Origin of the sequence: Pseudomonas juntendi, assembly GCF_009932375.1 — a bacterium.
In the GTDB taxonomy this organism is placed as follows: domain Bacteria; phylum Pseudomonadota; class Gammaproteobacteria; order Pseudomonadales; family Pseudomonadaceae; genus Aquipseudomonas; species Aquipseudomonas juntendi.
In genome coordinates, this window is the sequence record NZ_BLJG01000096.1 from 1 (window position 1) to 23962 (window position 23962).

Below are 23962 nucleotides of genomic sequence, written 5' to 3' on the forward strand. Positions count from 1 at the left end.
AGCAGACGCGCCAGCTCCAGCGTGGAGCTGGCGCGGCTGGGCACCCATTTGCAAGGGTTGGTGAGGCGCTTCAGGCTCTGATCGGGTTTGCCTGGCCTCTTCGCGGCAGTTCGGCGCGGAGCGGCCAGGCACAGGCGACACATTTCCTACTAGCCGCAGCGAAATTTCCTACCTGATTATCAGGTCAAGTCCTACAGCTCCGCTGCCGATGGGCAAAGGTGTCATGCCGGCAATACGCCTGCATGCCCTCCCCCTTTCGCACGGAGACTCACCATGCTCGGCTACCTCAACCGCAAGCTCGGCAACATCAGCGTGGCTGCCAAGCTGGCCCTCGGCTTCGCTGTGGTCCTGCTGCTTACCCTGGCCACCACCATCAGCGGCTGGCGTGCGTTGGACGACGCCATCGTCCGCTCGCAACAGCTCAGCGAAATCGGCCGGATCAACGACCTGACCAAAGACCTGCGCGCAGAGCGCATCACCTTCCGCGTGCTCAACGACGACGCCAGCAAGGCCACTATCGGCAACATCCTCGACCAGCTCAACAGCATGCTCAGCACCCTGCAGCAGCGCAGCAACGTCGATGAGTCGCGCCAGATGCTGACCGATAAGCTGACCCTGCTGCAGCGCCTGCGCGATGACTTCACCGAGTTGCAGCGCACCGTCGCCAACCGGGTGGCCTTGCGCCAGGCAATGCAGGAGCAGGAGCAGAAGCTCAACGATGCCATCGACGAGCTGCAGACCCAGGCGTTGCTGAACATGCCGGCCCACAGCCAGCAAAATGGTGCCCTGGCGCAAATGGACACCCTCAGCCGGCAAGTGGACGGTGCCAACCAGCAAAGCCTGGTACCCGCCTACACGTTCGTCCCGGTCGAGGACTTTGCCAAAGTCGGCGACAGCGCCCTGGACGCAGCCCAGGCCAGCCTCGAGCAACTGCTCAAAGGCCTGGCGCCGCTTGGCCTGCCACGCGCTGTCAGCGAGCAGCCCGGTGTCGAGCTGGCCAAGTACCGCGCCAGCCTGGACCAATACCGGCGCGCCGCCGTGCGGGTCGAGCAATTGCAGAACAACATGGAGCGAATGGGCAACGAGTTGCGCGCGCTCAGCCTGGAACTGGGTAAACGCAAGGTCGAGCAACGTGACCGCGAAGCCTTGGCCGCCCGCTCGCTGCTGACCAGCGTTGCGTTGCTGGCACTGGTAGCGGGGGCCTTGGCTGCCTGGCTGATCACCTTGCAGATCACCCAGCCCTTGCGCCAGACCCTGGTGGTGGCGGCGCGCATCGCCAAGGGCGACCTGAGCCAGGTCGACACCGTGCAGCGCCGTGACGAAATGGGCCAGTTGCAGACCAGCATGCGCGAGATGACCTTGAGCCTGCGCGAACTGATCGGGGGCATCGACCAGGGCGTCGGCCAGCTGTCGCAGGCGGCCTCGCAGCTGGCGACCAGCAGCGAAGACACCAAGCTGCGCATCAACCAGCAGCGCGAGGAAACCGACCAGGTTGCCACCGCCATGAACCAGATGAGCGCCACGGTTCAGGAAGTGGCGCAAAACGCCGAGCAGGCCTCGCAGGCCGCCACCAGCGCCGACCAGCAGGCCCAGGTGGGCGACCAGGTGGTGGCCGAAGCCATCGGCCGCATCGAGCAACTGGCCGGGCAGATGGACCATTGCCTGGCGGCCATGCATCACCTGGCGGGCGAAAGCCAGCGGATTGGCAGCATTCTCGATGTCATCAAGTCGGTCTCCGAGCAGACCAACCTGCTGGCCCTGAACGCTGCCATCGAAGCGGCACGGGCCGGTGAAGCCGGGCGCGGTTTCGCCGTGGTGGCCGATGAGGTACGCGGCCTGGCCCAGCGCACCTCCACCGCAACCGAAGAGATCGGCCAGTTGATCGACAGCCTGCACAGCGGCACCGACGAGGTCACCCGCTTGCTGGACAACAGCAAGCAGCTGACCGAACAAAGTGTGGAGCTGAGCCGCAGGGCCGGCGATGCCTTGGGCCAGATCACCAATACGGTGTCGAACATCCAGGGCATGAACCAGCAGATCGCCACGGCCAGCGAAGAACAGAGCGTGGTGGCCGAGCAGATCAACCGGAGCGTGCTGAATGTGCGGGATGTGTCGGACCAGACCAGTGCGGCCAGTGAGCAGACAGCGATGTCGAGCGGCGAGCTGGAACAGCTGGGGCAGCAGCTGCGGGGGATGGTCGGGCGGTTCAATATCTGAGGGCCGCGACGCAGACACCGCAGTGGATGGCACCGGCATTGCCGGTGTTCGCGGCTAAAGCCGCTCCTACACCGACCACGTTGCGTGTAGGAGCGGCTTTAGCGGCGAAGAGGCCGGTGCAGGTTAAAGCACCTGGCGCAGGAAGGCCTGCGCGCGCGGGTCTTTCGGCGCGGCAAAGAACGCGGCCGGGGCCGAGTCTTCCAGCAATTTGCCGTGATCGAAGAACAGCACCCGGTCGGCCACTTCGCGGGCAAAGCCCATTTCGTGGGTGACGCAGACCATGGTCATGCCTTCCTGGGCCAGGGTCTTCATCACGTCCAGCACCTCGCCGACCATTTCAGGGTCCAACGCAGAAGTCGGTTCATCGAACAGCATGACCTTGGGCTCCATGCACAAGGCGCGGGCAATCGCTACACGCTGCTGCTGACCGCCGGAAAGCCGTGACGGGTATTCGTTGGCCTTCTGTGCAATGCCCACCTTCTCCAGCAACGCCCGCGCCTTGGCCTCACGGTCCGCCTTGTTGCGCTTGCGCACCACCTTCTGCGCCAGGCACAGGTTTTCCAGCACGGTCATGTGCGGGAACAGGTTGAAATGCTGGAACACCATGCCGACTTCGCGGCGGTAGGCGTTGATGTCGGTCTTCGGGTCAGCCAGTTGCAGGCCGTCGATGGCGACATGGCCCTGGTCAAAGTGCTCCAGCCCGTTAAGGCAACGCAGGAAGGTGGACTTGCCCGAGCCCGACGGGCCCAGCACCACCACCACTTCGCCCTTGGCCACCTGGGTGGTGACGTTATCCACAGCCCGGACCACCTGGCCGCGGGTGTCGAATATTTTCAGCAGGTCACGGACTTCAATCACTTTGCGCAAGCCTCCGCTCGAGCCGGCTGGCAATGTGCGACAGCGGCAGGTTGATCAGCAGGTACAGGCCTGCCACGCAGAACCAGATCTCGAAGGTGGAGAACGAGGTGGTAATGGCCTCGCGGCCGCTCTTGGTCAGTTCGGTAATGGCGATCACCGACACCAGCGAAGTGTCCTTGACCAGGCTGATGAACTGGCCGGCCAAGGGCGGCAGTACGCGCTTGAAAGCCTGGGGCAGGATCACGTGGCGCATCGACTGGCCGGCGTTCAGGCCCAGCGAGCGCGCAGCTTCGTTCTGGCCTTTGGCAATCGACTGCACCCCGGCCCGCACGATTTCTGCCACGTAGGCGCCCGTGAACAACGCCAGTGCAGCCACCCCGGCAAATTCGCGGGACAGGTTGAGCACGGTACCGATGAAGAAGTAGAAGATGAAGATCTGCACCAGCAACGGGGTGCCACGCACCAGTTCGACGTACACCGTCGACAGGTCGCGCAGGGTCGGGTTGGTCGACAACCGGCACAGGCCGGCGAACAGGCCGATCACCAGGCCCAAGGCGCCGGACACGACCGAGATCCATAGCGTGGTCCACAGGCCCCAGGCCAGCGGCCCGGCGGCCCAGTGGCGGGTCACACCGATCTGGTCGCCCTCGGCAACATCGTCGCCGCGGCTCAGTTGCAGGCTGTCCGCGTCCACATCCAGCACCTGCTCGGCGCCGCTTTCGTCCTTCAGCGTCACGCGGGCGTTATCGCCGGAAATGACGATTTCCTGCACGGTGCCATAATCGGCTGCACGCTGGGTTTCCTCGGCCTTGTAGGCGAAGTACTGCGGAACGCGGTTCCAGCGCCACTCGTAGGAAATCATCGAGGTGGCCATGTACAGGCTCAACGCCAGGCCCACCAGGACCAGCGCGGTCAGCCCGTGCCAGGGCCACTGGGCTTTCTTGTGTTTGATCACGTGGGTACTCCAGAAAGCGTCAAGCCGCAAGCTGCAAGCTGCAAGCTGCAAGCTGCAAGCTGCAAGCTGCAAGCACAAGCAAAAGCGGATCGGTGCACGGTCCGCTTGCGCTTGAAGCTTGTGGCTTAAAGCTTGTGGCTTGTGGCTTGTGGCTTGTGGCTTGAAGCTTGTGGCTTGAAGCCAGCCTTTATTCCATTTCCTTCAGCCAGTCCTTGTTCTTGAACCACTTGTCGTGAATACGATCGTAGGTCCCGTCGTGCTTGATCTGGTGCAGGAAATTGTTGATGAAGTTGATGCTGTCGTAGTCGCCTTTCTTCAGGCCGAAGGCCAGCGGCTCGTAGGTGAAGGGCTCTTCGAGGAACAGCAGCTTGCCGGCACCGGCCTTGTCCACCGCCACCACGTTATAGGGCGCGTCGTAGACAAAGGCGTCAGCCTTGCCGTTGACCACATCCATCACGGCTTCCTGCTCGTTGTCGTAGCCATGGTACTTGGCTTTGCCGATCAGCTTCTTTGAAACCATTTCGCCGGTGGTGCCAAGCTTGGAGGTGAGGCGGTACTTCTCGTTGTTCAGGTCCTTGTACGACTTGATCTCGCCTGCCAGCTCCTTGCGGATCAGCAGGGTCTGGCCAACCACGATGAAGGGTTCGCTGAAGTTCAGGCGCAGGTTGCGTTCCTGGGTAAGGGTCATGCCGCTGCCGATCATGTCGAACTTGCCGGTCAACAGCGCCGGGATGATGCCGTCGTAAGCGGTGGACACCGCCTCGAACTTGACGCCCATCGACTTGGCCATGGCTTTGAGGATATCGACCTCGAAGCCGATGATCTCGCCACGCTTGTTGGTCATCTGGAACGGCATGTAGGTCGGGTCCATGCCCACCCGCAAGGTGCCGCGCTTGACCGCATCATCGATGGCGCCGGCCTGCGCCGCTGTCACGGCGACCAGGGCGGTGACACCGACCAGCAGTCGCGAAAGGTATTTCTTGATCATCACCAAGTCCCCTAGCAAGAAAAGTAGCGAATCTTATTGTGTTGGCACGGCCGTACCGGCCGATGCTTCGTATCGGAGAGGGATGCTAACGCATGCCGGCCCGGGGACCTAGCACTGGGGGGGACTTTGTTGGCCAAAATCAGGGTTGGGCCCTTAAAGCTTCGCGGGCACGCCCGCTCCCTCAGGGAAATGCGGATCCCTGTGGGAGCGGGCGTGCCCGCGAAAGGGCCGGTCAGGCGCCGGCGAGTGCCGGCTGGCCTTCATTCTCCGGATGCAACGGCAGCAGCGGCGAATGCGGGTCGTTCTTGATCGAGGCACGCCACACATCGATCCACGCCGCATTGTGCTCGGCCCATACCTGCTCGTGCAGGCGGCTCAAGGCGACCGGGTCGCTGAGCAACGCCAGGCGGGTATTGGGGTCCAGCCCTTTCGGCCCGACCTCGATGGCCTTGGCCACGCGCTCGGCACGCAGCGCCTCGATCGGCGCCGCCTGCCCATGGCGGGCCGTGGCCATGGCGCAGGCCAGGGCGTTCTGCCGCGGGTCGACCACGGCACGCACGAAACCGTCATGCAGGGCATGCCAGCGGTTTTCGTGGGTGTACTGGTCGGTTGCCAGCAGCTCCTGCGGCGTCGCGTATTCCTCGGGGATCAGGAACAGCTTCTCGTCCTTGGCCGCCAGCCCCAGGCGGGTGCGGCTGGAAATGACCGATACCGGAATCGACAGCATCAGCGAACCGACGATCGGCGCCAGCCACCACAGGAAGCTTGGGTTCAGCCATGCCACCAGCCCGGCCCAGGCAATGCCCAGCAGCGTCTGCGGGCCATGCCGGCGTAGCGCTTCGCTCCACGGTGTGGAGTCGTCGTCGCGCTGCGGCGAGTTCCAGGTCGCCGCCCAACCGAGGAACGCGGCCAGGACGAAGCGGGTATGGAAGATCATGCGCACAGGCGCCAGCAGCATGGAGAACAGCATCTCCATCAGCATCGACAAGGTGACCTTGATTCGCCCGCCGAACTCGACGGCGCCCTTGGCCCAGATCAGGATGACGCTGAGCAGCTTGGGCAGGAACAGCAGCACGATGGTGGTGGAGAACAGCGCCACGGCCTTTTCCGGGTGCCACTGTGGCCACAGCGGGTACAGCTGGTACGGCTCGATGAAGTACTGCGGCTCCATCAGCGTGTTGGTCGCCAGCAGCGCGGTCGACAGCACCAGGAACAGGAACCACAACGGTGCCGACAGGTACGACATGACCCCTGTGAGGAACACTGCACGGTGCACCGGGTGCATGCCCTTGACCAGGAACAGGCGGAAGTTCATCAGGTTGCCGTGGCACCAGCGACGGTCACGCTTGAGCTCGTCAAGCAGGTTCGGCGGTAGCTCTTCGTAGCTGCCCGGCAAGTCGTAGGCGATCCACACGCCCCAGCCGGCACGGCGCATCAACGCCGCTTCGACGAAGTCGTGGGACAGGATGGCGCCGGCGAAGGCGCCCTTGCCCGGCAACGGCGCCAAGGCGCAGTGCTCGATGAACGGCTTCATGCGGATGATCGCGTTGTGGCCCCAGTAGTGCGACTCGCCCAGTTGCCAGAAATGCAGCCCGGCAGTGAACAGCGGGCCGTACACGCGGGTGGCGAACTGCTGCATGCGCGCATACAAGGTGTCCATGCCCGAGGCTTTCGGCCCGGTCTGGATGATACCGGCGTCCGGGTTGGCCTCCATCAGGCGCACAAGGCTGCTCAGGCATTCGCCACTCATGACGCTGTCGGCATCGAGCACGACCATGTACTTGTACTCGCCACCCCAGCGACGGCAGAAGTCGTCGAGGTTGCCGCTCTTGCGCTTAACGCGCCGCCGGCGGCGGCGGTAGAAGATCCGGCCAAAGCCTTTGGTTTCACGGCACACGTCCAGCCAGGCCTGCTGTTCGGCCACGGCGATGTCGGTGTCGTTGGTGTCGCTGAGCACGAAGAAGTCGAAACGGTCGAGGTTGCCACTGGCGGCCACCGATTCGAACGTCGCCCGCAGGCCGGCGAATACCCGCGGCACGTCCTCGTTGCAGATCGGCATCACCAGCGCGGTACGCGCCTCGGGCGCAATCGGCTCGTTGCCGGCGCTGCTGCCGGAGATCTTGTACTTGTCGCGCCCGGTGAGCAGCTCCAGGAAGCCCATCAGCGCGGTCCAGAAGCCCGCCGACACCCAGCAGAACAGGATGCCGAAGAGGATCAGGATGGAAGTCTGCAAGGCATAGGGCCATACCTGCACCACCGTATCCCACAACGGCTGGTTGAGCACTTCGTCGAGGTCGACGAACGACCAGCCCTGGTACGGCAGGATGCTCTTCATGTACCAGCCGGCAACGATGGTCTGACCGATCATCAGGGCCAGCAGGATATAACGGCGGATCGACCCGACCGTGCGCCAGCGCGCTGCCGGCAGCTCGCGCTTGGGCGGCTGCGGCGCATTGGGGCGGCCGGTCATGCGGCGCCACATGCGGACCAACAGGTTGGTGCGCCACGGCTCCGGCACGACCTTGGTACGCTTGATAGGCGGGGCAATCTTCAGGCACAGGCGGCCGCTGCCGTCGACGCCGAGCATTTCGGCCTCTTCCAGCTCGGCGGCGCTGCCTACGGTAAGGCGCGGGCCCACCGAGGCCTGCACGGCCTCGGCAGGGCTGGCGGCCGGGTTGGCCGCCAGGCGTTGGTGCAGCTCACTGAACGAGGTGCAGCTGGCCAGTTCTGCCCGCTGCTCGTCGCCAAGTGGTAGGTGGGCCAGGTACTCGCCAAGCGATTCCGGCCTTGCGCTTGAGTTACTCATCGGCAGGCAACTGATAGCTCCAGGTCTCGGTCAGCACCTTCTCGGTGGTGGCCGGGGCCCCGTTGGTGGGCGCCGCGTCGGCGGCAGGTTGTTCGGCCTTGGCGGCCTTGTCCGCTTTGTCGGCCTTGGCAGGCTTGGCGGCGGCCTTGTCCTGCTTGGCGTCCTGGGCAGGCTTGGCCGGTTCGGCTGGCACATCACGCACCAGCGCGGCACGCATTTCAGTCGACTTGTTGGCCTCTTTGACCTTCAGCCGCAGGGTCAGGCGCCAGCCCTTGGTCTCTGGGTTATAGCGCAGGTTGTTCTCGACCACATCGGCGTTGTCGCCCACGCTGACCTGGCTGCGCAGCGGAGTGTCCTCAGGCAAGGCAGCCAGCGCCGGGCCGGCGAAGTCGACCACGAAGGCCACGCTGCCGTCTGGCTGGCGGATCAGGTTGGACTGCTTGACGTCACCCGTGGAGCGCAGGGTCTGCTTGACCCAGCCCAGGTCAGGGGCCTGGAACTTGGGTTCGTCGATGGTGAAGTGCAGACGGTAGTCGTACTCGAACGGCTTGCCGGGTTCAGGCAGCTTTTCCGGGCTCCAGAACGCCACGATATTGTCGTTGGTCTCGTCGGCAGTCGGGATTTCGACCAGGTCGACGGTGCCCTTGCCCCAGTCACCCTTCGGCTCGATCCAGGCGCTTGGGCGCCTCTGGTAGTTGTCGTCGAGGTCTTCGTAGTCGCTGAAGGCACGCTGACGCTGCATCAGGCCGAAACCGCGTGGGTTTTCCACGCTGAAGTTGCTTACCGACAGGTGTTTCGGGTTGTTCAGCGGGCGCCAGATCCACTCGCCGTTGCCAGCGTGGATGGACAGGCCTTCGGAGTCATGCAGGGCCGGCCGGTAGTTGAGCACTTTGGACGGCTGGTTAGGGCCGAACAGGTACATGCTGGTCAGCGGGGCAATGCCCAGGCGGCTGACCTGATCACGCAGGAACACGCGGGACTGCACGTCGACCACGGTGTCGGTGCCTGGGCGCAGGGTCAGTTTGTAGGCGCCGGTGGAACGCGGCGAGTCCAGCAGGGCGTAGATCACCAAATGCTTGTCAGCCGGCTTGGGCTTCTCGACCCAGAATTCGGTGAAGCGCGGGAACTCCTCGCCCGACGGCAGCGCGGTGTCGATGGCCAGGCCACGGGCCGACAGGCCGTATACATGGCCCTTGCCGACTACGCGGAAGTAGCTGGCACCCAGCAGGGTCATGATTTCGTCCTGCTTGTCTGCCTTGTTGATCGGGTACAGCACACGGAAACCGGCGTACCCCAGGTTCTTGGTGGTATCCGGGTCGTGTGGCACGTCACCGAACTCGAAACGGCTCGGGTCGTACTTGATTTCCTCGACCTTGGTCGCGGTGACTTCGTTGATTTTCACCGGTGTGTCGAAGTGCATGCCCTGGTGGTAGAAGGACAGCTTGAACGGGGTCTTGTCCTTGGCCCACTCGGCCTTTTCCTGCAGGAAGTGGATCTTTTGGTAGTCCGCGAACTTCATGTCGCGGAACACTGCCGGCAGGTTGCTTTTCGGTGCCTCGTACTTCTGGCCGGCCAGATCCTTTGCCTTGGCTGCAACATCGTCAAGATTGAATGCCCACAGCTGGCCCGCGCTCATCAGGCCAACCAGGGCCATGCTGGCCATCAGGGCCTTGCGCAACCGGATGCCGGGGATTCTTGATGCTTTTTGGGGACTAACAATCACGAGCAACCCTCGCCGAAAACAGATCATGAAACCAACGGCCAGCGACAAATGCCGGGTTGGCGAGCACTGTTCGGACCCCGAGAGGGCGTAATGATTCCCCAAACGGTTCCAGACAATGCTCGAGTCAGAGTGAAACGAACCTGCGAACGCAGGTCCATGCAGCGCGCGATTATCCAGCAGGTCGCGTGACAACGCATCAGGCTGGAACAACTATTTATCGTACAAAACCCCTTGTTTTCCTGTGAACAAGGGGTTTATTGACCTCAAATTTGTAACATAAATGTCACGGGGCCATCATTTACCAGGTGCACCTGCATATCTGCGCCAAATCGGCCGCTGGCCACAGGGGCATATTGGCTGTTGGCCTGCTGCAAAAGATAGTCGAACAATTCGGCCCCGAGCGCCGGCGGCGCAGCCGTCGAGAAGCTCGGGCGCAGGCCGTTGCGGGTGTCTGCCGCCAAGGTGAACTGCGACACCAGCAGCAAGCCGCCGCCAACATCCTTGAGCGACTTGTTCATCTTGCCCTGCTCGTCGCTGAATACCCGGTAGTTCAACAGCTTGTGCAAAAGCTTATCGGCGTGCTCGCGGGAATCTTCAGGCTCTACGGCAACCAGCACCAGCAACCCCTGGTCGATGGCACCCACCACCTCGCCCGCGACTTCAACCCGCGCCCCACGCACCCGTTGCAGCAGGCCCCTCATGCTTCTTCCAGCGGCAGGTCGAGCAAGCGGCGTGCCATTTGGTCGGCGGCACGGACCAGTGCATCGGTAATGCCAGGCTCGGAGGCCGCATGGCCAGCGTCACGGATCACCTTCAGCTCGCTGTTCGGCCAGGCCTGGTGCAGGGCCCAGGCGTTGTCCAGCGGGCAGATCACATCGTAGCGGCCGTGCACGATCACTGCCGGCAAATGGGCGATTTTCGGCAGGTCGCGGATCAGCTGGTCCGGTTCGAGGAACGCGTTGTTCATGAAGAAGTGACATTCGATACGGGCAATCGACAGGGCCCGCTGCGGCTCGGAGAAGCGGTCGACCACCAGCGGATTGGGGCGCAGGGTGGCGGTGCGACCTTCCCAGGTGGACCAGGCCTTGGCCGCGTGCATCTGGGCGATCTGGTCATTGCCGGTAAGGCGCTTGTGGAAGGCCGCCACCAGGTCTCCACGCTCCTGCGCGGGGATCGGCGCAATGTAGTCCTGCCAGTAGTCGGGGAACAGGCGACTGGCGCCCTCCTGGTAGAACCACTGGATTTCCTGGGGCCGGCACAGGAATATGCCGCGCAGGATCAGGCCATGCACCCGCTCGGGGTGGGTCTGGGCGTACGCCAGGGCCAGGGTGGAGCCCCACGAGCCACCGAACAGCACCCATTTATCGATACCCAGGTGCTCGCGGATACGCTCCATGTCCTCGACCAGGTGCCAGGTGGTGTTGTTCTCCAGGCTGGCATGGGGCGTGGAGCGGCCACAGCCGCGCTGGTCGAAGGTGATGATGCGATACAGGTTGGGGTCAAAATAGCAGCGGCTCTGGGCGTCGCAACCAGCGCCAGGTCCACCGTGGATGAACACCACGGGCAAACCTTCCGGCGAGCCGCTTTCGTCGACATACAACACATGCGGCGCTTCCACGGCCAGATCGTGCCGGGCGTAGGGTTTGATCTGCGGGTAGAGGGTCTGCATCGCGCACTCCGTGTGAGGATATATTCGGCCGTTGGCCATCATAAACCTGAATTGCGCTTAGAGCATGTACCTAAGCGAGATCATCTTATGTGCAGGGCGCAGGCGAGCCTCCCTAGCATCGGGGAACACCCTCGAAGTGAGACTCCCCATGATCGACTCCACCAAACCTGCAGCCTGCGAGCCCGACTTCTACCACCAGTTGGTCAGCAGCAAGCTACCCGCCTGGGTGGTCGACGCCCGGCCAGATCAGCGCCGCCAGCTGCGCCAGGCGGCCAGCCAGCGCGACCCCAGGCTGGAACGCGCATGCCTGGCACACCCAACGGTGGCCAAGGCCCTGGTGCAAACCTATGGCCAACACGTGCAAGCCGAGGCGAACCTGAGTGCCCTCCTGGCAACCCTGCCGGACCTGCAGCGCTATGCCACCGAGCTGCTGTCCACCGCGGTCAGCCAGCGCTTGGGCACCACACTCGATGTCGAGCGTACCTACCTGATGAACCTGAACAGGGCGGCCGCCCTTACCGAGGCGCTCTCCAGCCCTGGCGGCGATCCTTTCGTCACTTCGTCCCGCGCGCTGAAGCTGGCAACCCAACCCCTGCTGCACTGTGCCTTGCAGAACTTCGAGGCGTTCGAGGCCCAGCCCGACGGCTTGCGCGCCGGCGGCCACGCCTCGGCCATTCTCGATAGCAACGACGTTGGCCTGGCCTCCCAGGCGGTGCCACTGCCCATCGTCGCGGAAGCGTTCGCGGCCCTGGCACGCGAGCTGGATATCGGCGGCAAGTATCAACGGCTGCTCGACGCGCTCGACCCACCGGGCGAGCAGCCCAACGCGCCGGCCATTGCCGGCGTGTTCAAAGCTGCCGAGCGCTCCACATTCGAGTTGCAGGTTCACCACGCCTGCTTGCTGGGCCGGATCGACACGGCCCTCCATGCAACCTTGCTCAAGCTCGCCACTGAGCCAAAGGTTGAACACGATGGCCGCCCGGTCCTGTGTGCGGGCATCGAGTTGCTGCATGTTCCGCTGACCGGGGCCATGGCGATTGGCCTCGACGCACGCCGGCCGGTGGGCGCCGGCCGATTCCCACCAGGGCCGGTGTACCCGTATGCGGGCTGGGTGGTGCTTTACCTGCCCGGCATGCCCGAGCCGTTGACCCAGCACGCCAGCAGGGCCGATGCCGAAGCCTTCCTGCGTGAACAGTTGCCTGCCTTCCGCCGCCCGGAATGCCAGCGCCTGCTACCCGATCGGCACAAGCGCCCCTTCCTGGAGCGCATCGCCAACGCGCAGGTGCGTCTGCACGTGCAGCCCTTCACCCGCCCGTACCTGGACGAGCTGGCCGGCCAGCGGCAGAAGCGGCTGAGGGATGACGGGCTGTTCCATGCGGTGCCGACAGCCATGCAAAACGGCAAGACTGCGCAACGCCACCTTGACTACTTCAAGGCCCTGGCCTTCGTCAGCCTGAACGTTGCCGCCCTGTTCATCCCCCCGCTTGGCGCCGCGATGCTTGGGGTAACGGCCCTGCAGCTGGCCAATGAAACGTTCGAGGGCATCGACAGCTGGCTTGACGGTGATCGCCAGCAGGCATTCGACTACTTGATGGACGTGATCGACAACGTCGCCATCATGGCCGCGCTCGCGGCCGCCGGCGGGGGGCAGGCTACGCCGGTGGTCGAGCGGATCCCCGTGGAGACGCCATCATTCATCGAAGAACTGCAGCCGATCGACCTGGCCGACGGCGAGCGACGCCTGTGGCACGCGGACCTGGCGCCCTTCGCCCACGAACGGGTATTGCCGGGTGGGCTTGAGCCAGACGAATCCGGCCTGCTGCACTACGGCGGCAAAACCTGGCTGCCCGTGGAAAACCGGGTTTACTCGGTGACCCGCGCTGCGACGGGTTACCGCCTTGAACACCCGACCCGCCCGGCAGGTTACCAGCCCAAAGCGCTGCACAATGGTGCAGGGGCATGGTTGCTGGAGTCCGAGCAGCCACAAAGCTGGGACGGCGCACGCCTGCTGCGCCGCCTGGGGCACCTGAGCGGGTCTTTCGATGAAGCGACCCTGCAGCGGATCCTGCACGTCTGCGACATCCACGAAGACACGCTGCGCCACTGCCTGGCCCACAACCGGCGGCTGCCCGCACTGCTGGAAGACACCCTGCAGCGGTTCAAGCTGGATGCCCACATCCGCCAGCTGCCAGACCAAAGCGCCTGGCCTGCAGCGTTCACCACGGCGTACGCGCGCATCGCTAGCCCCCTGCCGGCCAACGGCGAGGTGATCCGCCGGGTCTACCCCAGCCTGCCAGCGCCGATCATCGATGAGCTGGTGCGCGACGCAAGTGCCATTGACCTGCAAGCCCTTGGTGCCGGCAAGGTGCCCCTGCACCTGGCCGAGGAAATACGCGCCTACCAACAACACGTGCGCCTTGCCCGCGCTTATGAGGGCCTGTACCTGGCCGGCGCGCAAAGCTGGGACAGCGACCGGCTGATCATGCAAACCCTGCCCCACCTGCCGGGCTGGCCAGCAGACACGCGGCTGCGCCTGTTGCAGCGCAGTCACTGGCCCGACCAGGACCATGCCATCGGCGCGCAGGGCAGCAGACCCTGGGCGACCATCACCCACTCGCCAGCCGGCTACATCGTTCACGCGCAGGGCGAGCCCGGGGCGGTGGTGCGTCGCTACCCGCAGCTCTTCAGCGCGCTGCATGCAGCCTTGCCCGACGCCATGCAAGGCCTGGGCGTCACCAGCGGCGAGGCCCTTCAGCACCTGCTGCAACAGAGCCCGCTGTTACCCCGCCCGGCCTTGCGCGATGCGTTGGGCATGCAACCGCCCCGGCGCGGCTATCGCTCGCCGATGCGCCTTGCCGATGGCCGCGTTGGCTACCGTTTGAGCAGCGGTGATGACCAAAGCCAGGGCAGCATGCGCCAGCACCTGCTGAGCACGCTGAGGGCCACCGGCATTCCGGAACGCACCGGCAGGCCGGCCGAGCAGGTGCTGATGTCGCTTGCCGCCAACGGCCGCACCCGGCTGCAGATCCTCGAATACCTGACCACGCTGATGGAGCAACGCAACGCCTTGCAACGCAGCCTGGACGACTGGAGCGAAGCCATTTCACCGGCCTCCGACCAGGCGGCCCGCACCTATGACACCCTGCGTGAAGCGATCATGCAGCACTGGTACGACACCGCCCTGGAGGATGATGCCGCGCTCGGTGCCGAGCTGCGCGTGCAAGGCGTACCGCTGACCGACATCCCGCTGACCCTGCCCGATTTCTTCTACCGCCGCGTGCGCAGCCTGCACCTGCTCGACCTGCCAAGCGGCACCCTGGCAGGTTGGGGCCAGAGCGAGCGGCTGATGCAACGCTTGCTGCGGCTGATGCCCGGGCTGGAAGCACTGGAAATCAGCAGGCCGTACAACCCCAGGGCAACCCCCTCGCTACTGCTGCCCAGCGTGCCGACCATTGCCTCGACCCTGCCGAACCTGCGCAGGCTGGCCATGACCAACCAGAACCTGGCGTTCAGCAACAGCCACCTTGGCGAGCTGGCAGGCCATGCACGGCTTGCCCATCTGGACCTCAGTGGCAACCGGCTGCAGCAAGGCATCGACAGGGCCAGCTTCCACTGGTTTACCCTGGATTACCTGGGCTTGAACCGGATGCAACTGAGCCAATGGCCCACCGGTATCGACAGCGAAACCCTGAGCCGTATCGGGCACCTGTCGTTACAGGACAACAACCTGACGTCACTGCCCGCGTTCCTGCTGGGGGAAACGCCGCTGCAACGCGCGCCGGTGATTTCGCTGCAAGGCAACCCCATCAATGAAACGCACCTGCAACGCCTGCTGCTGAACGAACGCCCGGAAACCGCCCAGGTCACCGTGGATCAGCCCCCGGCGCTGAACCAACGGCTGGAACGCCTCCGCAGCGAGCGGCAACTCATGCGCGATGCGATCGATGGCTGGGTCCATGCCTCGAGTTCGAGCAACCCGTTGACCCAGGCGGCCCTGACCGACCGGCAGCGTATGGCAGCAGCGATAAACGCATTCTGGGAGCGCCAGGAGCAGGGCCAGCAATACCTTCGCCTGCAACTGGAGGACGTTGCCATCGAACACTTCCCGCGCCGCCTCCCGGCGTTCTTCGGCGAGCGTGTGCATGCAATGACCCTGACCCGCCTCAGTGGCACCTCAGCACAACTCAGCGAACTGCTTGCCCGCTTTCCGAATATCACCCGCCTGACCATCGATGCTCACCAAGGTGCTACGCCTGCACTGGCATCGGCCCTGCCACGCCTGCCGCGCCTGACCTACCTGGAGTTTCGCAACATGGGCCTGGAGGTCGACCAGGCCATGCTGGAAACCTTTGCCGAGCTTGAGCACCTGACCTCGCTCGACCTGTCTGGCAACCGGGTCGGCAGCATCACCCAGGTGCCCGCACGGTTGTCCGCCAACCTGACGTCCCTCGAACTGACCAACATGAACCTGCACGCATGGCCAGACTGGTGCGACGCGCTGCTACCCCTGGAGTTGCTGGACCTCAGCTCGAACAACATCACCCAACTGCCTGAGCACATCCTCTCCAACCTGAACAACGCCATGCCGATTTCGTCGATTTCGTTGTTCGACAACCCCTTGCCCGACGCCACCATCCTGCGCGTGCGGGCCTACTCAGATAGCCAGCGCAGTTACTCGTTCGCCCTGGACATTCCAGACAACCTGATGCTGGTCAACTCGTCCAGTGAAGGCTCGCTCGACCATCCGCACTTCCCGTTGCAGGGCGACGACACCCCCAGGCTCGAAGACTGGCTGCTGGGTGACGAGGCTCAGAACGAAGCCTTGCGCAGCTGCTGGCAACAGCTGGAGGGCAGCGACCTGTTGCGGCTAGCAGGCCGTTTGCACAACGCCGCGCCGTTCGTCGACCCCACCACCCGGGGCGACTTCTGTGCGCGGGTGCGCCTGATGCTGGTGGCAGCCGCAGCCAACCAGGATGAACGGCCGATCATGGAAAGCATTGCCGCAGCGGCGCTGCCCGACCCAGAGACGGGCTCGCAGACGTGCCACGACGGCGCACTTCAGGAGTTCAACAACATCGAACTGTACCTCATGGCCAACCGCCTGCTGATCGACGCTGGCGATACCCTGCACAGCCTGCACCAGCGCCTGTTACGGCTGTTCCGCGTGGACCAGCTGGAAAAGCTTGCCGCCACGCGCACCGGTTCGGGCGACCTGGTCTCGGTGCGCCTGGCCTACCGTCGCGAGCTGGCCAGGGAGCTGGACCTGCCGATCGCCGACAGCATGCGTTTTCGCGGGGCCGCAAACCTGGCCCGTGGCGAGCTGTCGCGGGTACTGGAAAGCGTGCGCCAGAGCGAACACAGTGAAGTGTTCATCGATTACCTGCTGGCCAATAGCGGCTGGGCCCAGCGCCTGCGCGGCGAACATGCGCCGCGCTTCGCGCAGATAGAGGCCCGTTACCGCCAGCGGGTACTGGAGCTGTCCAGCAGCGGGCACCCGCTGCACGAGGAAGTCGCTCTGCAGCAGGGCCTTTGGGAGGACAAGCAGCAGGAAGAGCTGGCGCTGCTGCGCGAACTCACCCTCACCTTCGTGGGCAACAGCTGAGCCAACCCACGCGACGGCGCGCGACTGCGCGCCGCTCATTACTTGCCGTAATGCGCCCGGCCCCACGCCAATGCGGCCTGGAGCAACGCCTTCAACACCTCGCGCGTCGGCTGGGCGCGGTCTTCGCGGTAGGTAAAAGGCTCCTGCTCTTCCATGTAGGTGCTTTGCGCCAGCTCCAGCTGTACGGCATGGATGTCATGCGCCGGGTCGCCGTAATGCCGGGTGATGTGGCCGCCTTTGAAGCGCCCGTTAAGCACATGGCTATAACCCTCGGCTTGGCTGCACACCTGGACCAGCCGCTCGGCCAGGCCCGGGTCGCAACTGGCGCCATTGAACGTGCCCAGGTTGAAGTCCGGCAGCCTGCCATCGAACAGGTGCGGGATCAGCGAACGAATCGAGTGGGCATCCCACAGCAGCGCGTAGCCGTGGATTTCCCGCAGGCGCGCCAGCTCGTTGCGGATCGTTTGGTGATAAGGCTGCCAGATCGTCGCCAGGCAGGCCTCGCGCGCTTCGGCAGTGGGCTCCAGCCCCTGCTTGAACAAAGGCACGCCATCGAACAGCGTGGCCGGATACAAGCCGGTTGTAGCACCGGCATATAACGGTTTGTCGTCAGCCGGGCGGTTCAAGTCGATGACGAACCGCGAATACTGTGCGGCGACCAAGCTGGCCCCCAGTTCCCGGGCAAAGTCGTAGAGATGGGGTATGTGCCAATCCGTGTCGGGCAGGCTGCGCGCTTGGTCGACCAGGCCCTGGTCCACGGCCGGGGTGAGCTTGAGGCCGGCGTGGGGCATGCTGATCAGCAACGGCAAATGCCCTTGGTGGAAACTCAATACCTTGTCCATCTAGCCTCCCTCAATTGGTAATTTCATGGCCACTGCGCACCACGCGCTTGGGCAGGTCGCCGCCGAGCCAGTACGCCAGGTCGGCGGGGCGCTCGACCTGCCAGGCGACGAAGTCGGCCACCTTGCCAACCTCCAGCGAGCCGTGACTGTCACCCAGGCCCAGCGCGGTGGCGGCATGCACCGTGACGCCGGCCAGGGCTTCTTCCGGCGTCATACGGAAGCACGTGCAGCCCATGTTCAGCATCAACCGCAGCGACAACCCGGGCGAGGTACCCGGGTTGAGGTCGCTGGCAAGGGCGATCTTCACCCCATGGCGGCGCAAGGCGTCCATCGGCGGCAGTTGGGTTTCGCGCAAAAAATAGAAAGCGCCCGGCAGCAGCACCGCGACCGTGCCCGCCTTGGCCATGGCGATGGCGTCTTCTTCAGTCATGAATTCCAGATGGTCGGCCGACAGCGCCTGGTAACGCGCAGCCAGGCTGGAGCCGTGTAGCGAAGACAACTGTTCGGCGTGCAGCTTGACCGGCACCCCCAACGCCCGCGCCTTGATGAACACCCGCTCGACCTGGGCCGGGGTGAACGCCAGGTGCTCGCAGAAAGCGTCCACTGCGTCCACCAGGCCTTCGCCAACCAGGCTTGGCAGCAGTTCGTCGCAGATGTGCGTGATGTAGTCGTCCGCCCGGCCGGCGTATTCCGGTGGCAAGGCGTGGGCAGCCAGGCAGGTGGCCCGTACCGTCAGTGGCAGGGCATCCGCCAGCCGCCTGGCCACGCGCAGCATCTTGCGTTCGTTGGCCAGGTCCAGGCCGTAGCCGGACTTGACCTCGAGGGTTGTCACGCCGTCGCGCATCAAGGCTTGAACCCGCTGGCGCGCACTGGCGAACAGTTCATCCTCGCTGGCCGCGCGAGTGGCCCGCACGGTGCTGGCAATGCCCCCGCCCTGGGCGGCGATTTCGGCATAGCTGACGCCTTGCAGGCGCTGTTCGAACTCGCCACTGCGGTTGCCACCGAATACCGCGTGGGTATGGCAGTCGATCAGCCCGGGGGTGACCCAGGCGCCGCCCAGGTCCACCGTGCGCCCGGCGTCGACCGGGCCCAGCCCGGCCCGCGGGCCGATCCATTCGATCAGCCCGGCGTGGGTGACGATGGCCGCATCTTCGATAAGCGAATAACGGCCATCGGTCATGGTTGCCGCATGGCAGTGCTGCCAGAGGGTTCTCATGCACAATCTCCTGTACTAGCGGTGTAGCTCGGCCGGCTCTGCAACTGGCTGGCCCTGCCCTGCCCGCGGCTTGCACCACAGCAGGTAGGACGCCACCAGGAACACCACCCAGACCACCCCGACGATCAACGCCGCCTGGGTGTCCGGGAAGTAACCGAGCACGCCAAAGATGAACACCATGAAGGCAATGGCCATGGCCGGGCCATAGGGCCAGAACGGTACCGGGAACTTCAGCTGGGCGACCTCTTCACGGCGCAGGCTGCGGCGCATGGCCACTTGGGTAACCAGGATCATCAACCACACCCAGACGGTGGCGAAGGTGGCGATCGAGGCGATCAGCAGGAACACGTTCTCGGGGATAAGGTAGTTGAGCAGCACGCCGACCAGCAGTGCCGCCCCCATCACGACCACGGTCATCCACGGCACGCCGTGCCTGGACAACTTGCTGAAGCCGCGCGGCGCATGGCCTTGCTGGGCCAGGCCATACATCATGCGGCCGGCACCGAAGATGTCGCTGTTGATGGCCGAGATCGCCGCCGAGATCACCACCACGTTCAGCACCGCGGCCGCCGAACCGATACCCAGGTTGCTGAAGATCTGCACGAACGGGCTGCCCTGGCTACCGATCTGCGGCCATGGGTACAGGCACATCAGCACGAACAAGGTGAGCACATAGAACAGCAGGATGCGCAGCGGCACCGCGTTGATCGCCTTGGGGATCACGCGCTGTGGGTCTTTGGCCTCACCGGCCGTGACACCGATGATCTCGATGCCGCCAAAGGCGAACATCACCACGGCGAATGAGGCGATCAGGCCACCGACGCCATTGGGCATGAAGCCGCCATGGTCGAACAGGTTGCTCACGCCAACGGCATGCCCGCTGCCCACCTGGCTGAAGCCGAAGGCCATGATGCCCAGGCCGGCCAGGATCATCGCCACGATGGCGCCGACCTTGAGCAACGACAGCCAGAACTCCATTTCGCCAAAGACCTTGACGTTGCACAAGTTCAGGCCGCCAATCAGGAACACGATGCCCAGCACCCAGATCCAGCGGGCGACCTCGGGGAACCAGAACCCCATGTAGATGCCGAAGGCGGTCACGTCGGCAATGGCGACGATGACCATCTCGAAGGCGTAGGTCCAGCCGAGGATGAAGCCGGCCATGGGGCCGAGGTAGGTGGTGGCGTAGTGGCCGAACGAGCCGGCCACCGGGTTGTGCACGGCCATTTCGCCGAGGGCGCGCATGACCATGAACACGGCGGCGCCGCCGATCAGGTAGGCCAGCAACACGGCCGGGCCGGCCATCTGGATGGCCGAGGCAGAGCCATAGAACAGCCCGGTGCCGATGGCCGAGCCGAGGGCCATGAAACGGATGTGGCGGGCGCTTAGCCCACGCTTTAGACCTTGAGCTTGTTGCATGTCACGTCCTTGAATTGTTTTTGTGGTCGTGAGGTCGAGAGGGGGCTGCCTTGCAGCCAGATCGCCGGCAAGCCAGCCCCCTCACTGGGGGAGCCGGCTTGCCGGCGAGTGGGCCGCATGGCGGCCCAGGGGCATTACAGGCTTGGCAGCACACCGGCCGGCAGCAAACCGGTCAGGCTCCCCTTGGCCAGCAGTTCCACGGCCTTTTCGATGTCTGGCGCAAAGAAACGGTCACGGTCATAGTGCGGCACTTCGCTGCGCAGCGCCTGGCGCGCCTGCTCCAGCTTGGTGGAGGTCTTCAGGCCCTTGCGCAGGTCGAGGCCCTGGCAGGCACCCAGCCACTCGATGGCCAGGACGCCTCGGGTATTCTCGGCCATTTCCCACAGGCGCTTGCCGGCAGCCGGGGCCATCGAAACGTGGTCTTCCTGGTTCGCCGAGGTGGGCAGGCTGTCGACGCTGTGCGGGTGGGACAGGGCCTTGTTCTCGCTGGCCAGCGCAGCAGCGGTCACCTGGGCAATCATGAAGCCGGAGTTGACCCCGCCATTTTCCACCAGGAACGGCGGCAGCTGGGACATGTGCTTGTCCATCATCAGCGAAATGCGGCGCTCGCTGAGCGAGCCGATTTCGGCGATGGCCAGGGCAATGTTGTCGGCGGCCATGGCCACCGGCTCGGCGTGGAAGTTGCCGCCGGAAATCACGTCCCCTTCGGCAGCGAACACCAGCGGGTTGTCGGATACGGCGTTGGCTTCGACCGCCAGCACTTCGGCGGCCTGACGCAACTGGGTCAGGCACGCACCCATGACCTGCGGCTGGCAGCGCAACGAATACGGGTCCTGCACCTTGTCGCAGTTCTTGTGCGACAGCGACACTTCGCTGGCGTCGCCCAACAGGTCGCGGAAGCACGCCGCGGTGTCGATCTGGCCACGCTGGCCCCGCACTTCGTGGATACGCGCATCGAATGGCGAACGCGAACCCAGCGCGGCTTCGACGCTCAGGCCACCGCAGGCAATGGCAGCGGCGTACAGGTCTTCACCCTGGAACAGGCCGCGCAGCGCATAAGCGGTGGAAGCCTGCGTGCCGTTGAGCAGGGCCAGGCCTTCCTTGGCGGCCAGGGTCAATGGCTCGAGGCCGGCCACCGCCAAGGCTTCGGTCGCTGACAGCCACTGGCCCTTGTAGCGTGCCTTGCCTTCGCCCAGCAGCACCAGCGACATGTGCGCCAAGGGGGCGAGGTCACCGGAAGCCCCCACCGACCCTTTCAGCGGGATGTGCGGGTAGACTTCGGCATTGACCAAGGCAATCAGCGCGTCGATGACCTTGCGGCGAATGCCGGAGAACCCGCGGCTGAGGCTGTTGATCTTCAGCACCATGATCAGCCGCACCAGGTCGTCATCCAGCGGCGCACCGACACCGGCAGCGTGGGACAGCACCAGCGAGCGTTGCAGGTTTTCCAGGTCGTGGCTGGCGATACGGGTCGACGCCAGCAGGCCAAAGCCGGTATTGATACCGTAGGCGGTGCGGTCTTCGGCAATGATCTGCTCAACGCAGGCCACACTGGCGTCAATGGCGGGCGCGGCGCTGGCATCCAACTGCAAGCGCACGGGCGCGGCGTGAATGGCGCGCAGCTGGGCCAGGGTCAGGGTGCCTGGCTTTAGGGTGAATTCGGTCACGTTGCTACTCCAGTCGCTTGGAGCCACAGGCCCGTCTGTGGTGCCTGTGCGCTCCTTCTTGTTGTTCAGTATCACCCCTGGCGGGGTGCGAGCCAAAGCCGGGGGTCAGCCCGTGATCATCGGCAGGTCCAGGCCCTGCTCCCTGGCGCAGTCGATGGCGATGTCGTAGCCGGCATCGGCGTGGCGCATGACACCGGTCCCCGGGTCGTTGGTCAGCACGCGGGCGATACGCTCGGCGGCTTCGTCGGTACCGTCGCAGACGATGACCATGCCCGAGTGCTGCGAGAAGCCCATGCCTACGCCGCCACCGTGGTGCAGCGAGACCCAGGTGGCGCCGCCTGCGGTATTGAGCAAGGCGTTGAGCAGCGGCCAGTCGGAGACAGCGTCCGAGCCGTCGCGCATGGCTTCGGTTTCGCGGTTGGGGCTGGCCACCGACCCGGAGTCCAGGTGGTCGCGGCCAATCACTACCGGCGCCGACAGCTCGCCGCTGCGGACCATTTCGTTGAACGCCAGGCCCAGCTTGGCACGCAGGCCCAGGCCAACCCAGCAGATACGCGCCGGCAAGCCCTGGAAGCTGATGCGCTCGCGGGCCATGTCCAGCCAGCGGTGCAGGTGGGCGTCGTCGGGGATCAGTTCCTTGACCTTGGCGTCGGTCTTGTAGATGTCGTCGGCCTCACCGGACAGCGCCGCCCAGCGGAACGGGCCAACGCCGCGGCAGAACAACGGGCGGATGTAAGCGGGTACGAAACCTGGAAAGTCGAAAGCGTTCGCTACGCCTTCTTCCTTGGCCATCTGGCGGATGTTGTTGCCGTAGTCGAACGTCGGGATGCCCTGCTTCTGGAAGTCGAGCATGGCCTGCACGTGCACGGCCATCGACTGCTTGGCGGCCTTGACCACTGCCGCAGGTTCGGTCTGCGCGCGGTCGCGGTACTGTTCCCAGGTCCAGCCGGCGGGCAGGTAACCGTTGAGTGGGTCGTGGGCGCTGGTCTGGTCGGTGACCATGTCCGGGCGCACGCCGCGCTTGACCAGTTCGGGCAGGATTTCAGCGGCGTTGCCGTGCAGGGCGATGGAGATTGCCTGGCCTTCGGCGGTGTACCTGGCGATGCGTGCCAGGGCGTCGTCGAGGTCGGTGGCCTGCTCGTCGACGTAGCGGGTTTGCAGGCGGAAGTCGATGCGGCTCTGCTGGCATTCGATGTTCAGCGAGCAAGCCCCGGCCAGGGTCGCCGCCAGTGGCTGGGCACCGCCCATGCCGCCCAGGCCGGCGGTGAGTACCCACTTGCCTTTCAGGTTGCCGCCATAGTGCTGGCGACCGGCTTCGACGAAGGTTTCATAGGTGCCCTGGACGATGCCCTGGCTACCGATGTAGATCCAGCTGCCGGCGGTCATCTGGCCATACATGGCCAGGCCTTTGGCGTCCAGCTCGTTGAAGTGCTCCCAGCTGGCCCAGTGCGGCACCAGGTTGGAGTTGGCGATCAATACACGCGGGGCGTTGCTGTGGGTCTTGAACACCCCGACCGGCTTGCCCGATTGCACCAGCAGGGTTTCGTCGTCTTCCAGGCGGGTCAGGGTTTCGACGATCTTGTCGTAGCATGCCCAGTTGCGCGCGGCGCGGCCGATGCCCCCATAAACCACCAGCTCCTTCGGGTTCTCCGCGACCTGCGGGTCGAGGTTGTTCATCAGCATGCGCAGTGGCGCTTCGGTCAGCCAGCTTTTGGCGGTGAGCTTGTTGCCACGTGGGGCACGGATTTCAACGTCACGGTATTTGTTGTTGTCGGTCACGGGAAGGGTCCTCTGCGGTCGAGCGCGGGCGGGTATGTCGTGGTCGATATACAAACACACCTTTACTTGTATGTACAAGCACGGACAACCAAAATTATCGGAACGGTCCGTTGAATGGATCGGACAACAAAGGGGCCGCTGCGCGACCCAATCGCCGGCAAGCCAGCTCCCACAGGTAAACCTAGCCTTCGAGACTTGTGGCATACCTGTGGGAGATTCTA

The 23962-nt window shown here is 64.6% G+C and carries 14 protein-coding genes and 1 pseudogene; 3 read left to right on the forward strand and 12 right to left on the reverse strand.

From position 1 onward, the window contains the following. Window positions 1–273 precede the first annotated feature (273 nt). Window positions 274–1362: pseudogene (locus GYA94_RS28715) on the forward strand (methyl-accepting chemotaxis protein); the annotation flags it as partial. 141 nt (window positions 1363–1503) lie between these two features. After that, window positions 1504–2217 carry a methyl-accepting chemotaxis protein gene (locus GYA94_RS28720; protein WP_425595024.1) on the forward strand — a complete coding sequence of 238 codons (714 nt, stop codon included), beginning with the start codon at window positions 1504–1506 and terminating at the stop codon, window positions 2215–2217. A 123-nt stretch (window positions 2218–2340) separates the two neighbouring features. Here the strand turns inward: GYA94_RS28720 and GYA94_RS13710 are convergent, their stop codons facing one another. From GYA94_RS13710 to pip, 7 genes are all read right to left on the reverse strand, one after another. Continuing rightward, window positions 2341–3075: an amino acid ABC transporter ATP-binding protein gene (locus tag GYA94_RS13710; RefSeq protein WP_029886375.1), complete on the reverse strand. Its 735-nt coding sequence runs from the start codon at window positions 3073–3075 to the stop codon at window positions 2341–2343. Beyond that, window positions 3068–4030, reverse strand: coding sequence for an amino acid ABC transporter permease (locus tag GYA94_RS13715; RefSeq protein ID WP_161892501.1), 963 nt, complete (start codon window positions 4028–4030; stop codon window positions 3068–3070). Before GYA94_RS13715 ends, GYA94_RS13710 begins: the two co-directional genes overlap by 8 nt. A gap of 187 nt (window positions 4031–4217) precedes the next feature. Next, window positions 4218–5015, reverse strand: a complete 798-nt coding sequence (locus GYA94_RS13720) for a transporter substrate-binding domain-containing protein (RefSeq protein WP_033690660.1) — start codon at window positions 5013–5015, stop codon at window positions 4218–4220. A gap of 235 nt (window positions 5016–5250) precedes the next feature. Continuing rightward, window positions 5251–7824 (reverse strand): glucans biosynthesis glucosyltransferase MdoH, encoded by a 2574-nt coding sequence (gene mdoH / locus GYA94_RS13725; RefSeq protein WP_161892502.1) that lies wholly within the window; start codon window positions 7822–7824, stop codon window positions 5251–5253. Then, on the reverse strand, window positions 7817–9547 hold the full coding sequence (locus GYA94_RS13730) for a glucan biosynthesis protein G (protein WP_218031598.1): 1731 nt from the start codon (window positions 9545–9547) through the stop codon (window positions 7817–7819). Before GYA94_RS13730 ends, mdoH begins: the two co-directional genes overlap by 8 nt. 263 nt (window positions 9548–9810) lie before the next feature. Next, the gene (gene dtd / locus GYA94_RS13735; RefSeq protein ID WP_009684267.1) at window positions 9811–10248 is read right to left on the reverse strand and encodes a D-aminoacyl-tRNA deacylase; all 438 of its coding nucleotides are present in this window, start codon (window positions 10246–10248) and stop codon (window positions 9811–9813) included. Further along, window positions 10245–11216 carry a prolyl aminopeptidase gene (pip, locus tag GYA94_RS13740; protein ID WP_029885408.1) on the reverse strand — a complete coding sequence of 324 codons (972 nt, stop codon included), beginning with the start codon at window positions 11214–11216 and terminating at the stop codon, window positions 10245–10247. Before pip ends, dtd begins: the two co-directional genes overlap by 4 nt. Window positions 11217–11364: 148 nt before the next feature. Here pip and GYA94_RS13745 point away from each other — a divergent pair, with 148 nt between their 5' ends. Beyond that, window positions 11365–16818 carry a dermonecrotic toxin domain-containing protein gene (locus tag GYA94_RS13745; protein ID WP_161892503.1) on the forward strand — a complete coding sequence of 1818 codons (5454 nt, stop codon included), beginning with the start codon at window positions 11365–11367 and terminating at the stop codon, window positions 16816–16818. 38 nt (window positions 16819–16856) lie between these two features. Here the strand turns inward: GYA94_RS13745 and hutG are convergent, their stop codons facing one another. From hutG to hutU, 5 genes are all read right to left on the reverse strand, one after another. Next, window positions 16857–17660, reverse strand: a complete 804-nt coding sequence (hutG, locus tag GYA94_RS13750; protein WP_110677431.1) for an N-formylglutamate deformylase — start codon at window positions 17658–17660, stop codon at window positions 16857–16859. Window positions 17661–17670: 10 nt separating this feature from the next. Next, a complete protein-coding gene (hutI, locus tag GYA94_RS13755; RefSeq protein ID WP_161892504.1) occupies window positions 17671–18876 on the reverse strand; it encodes an imidazolonepropionase in 1206 nt (401 codons plus the stop codon). Between the two features lie 15 nt (window positions 18877–18891). Next, window positions 18892–20295: an amino acid permease gene (locus tag GYA94_RS13760; protein WP_054912118.1), complete on the reverse strand. Its 1404-nt coding sequence runs from the start codon at window positions 20293–20295 to the stop codon at window positions 18892–18894. A gap of 134 nt (window positions 20296–20429) precedes the next feature. Beyond that, entirely contained in the window at window positions 20430–21962 is a 1533-nt protein-coding gene (gene hutH, locus GYA94_RS13765) for a histidine ammonia-lyase (protein WP_029885413.1), read from the reverse strand. Between the two features lie 105 nt (window positions 21963–22067). Next, complete coding sequence (hutU, locus tag GYA94_RS13770; protein WP_054905303.1) at window positions 22068–23741, reverse strand: urocanate hydratase; 1674 nt, start codon at window positions 23739–23741, stop codon at window positions 22068–22070. Window positions 23742–23962: the final 221 nt, after the last annotated feature.

Bases quoted from the DNA above. Each gene is read 5' to 3' on its own strand.
- dtd (WP_009684267.1), bottom strand. From the start codon at position 10,248: ATGAGGGGCCTGCTGCAACGGGTGCGTGGGGCGCGGGTTGAAGTCGCG.
- pip (WP_029885408.1), bottom strand. From the start codon at position 11,216: ATGCAGACCCTCTACCCGCAGATCAAACCCTACGCCCGGCACGATCTG.
- mdoH (WP_161892502.1), bottom strand. From the start codon at position 7,824: ATGAGTAACTCAAGCGCAAGGCCGGAATCGCTTGGCGAGTACCTGGCC.
- GYA94_RS13760 (WP_054912118.1), bottom strand. From the start codon at position 20,295: ATGCAACAAGCTCAAGGTCTAAAGCGTGGGCTAAGCGCCCGCCACATC.
- GYA94_RS13745 (WP_161892503.1), top strand. From the start codon at position 11,365: ATGATCGACTCCACCAAACCTGCAGCCTGCGAGCCCGACTTCTACCAC.
- hutG (WP_110677431.1), bottom strand. From the start codon at position 17,660: ATGGACAAGGTATTGAGTTTCCACCAAGGGCATTTGCCGTTGCTGATC.
- hutI (WP_161892504.1), bottom strand. From the start codon at position 18,876: ATGAGAACCCTCTGGCAGCACTGCCATGCGGCAACCATGACCGATGGC.
- GYA94_RS28720 (WP_425595024.1), top strand. From the start codon at position 1,504: ATGAACCAGATGAGCGCCACGGTTCAGGAAGTGGCGCAAAACGCCGAG.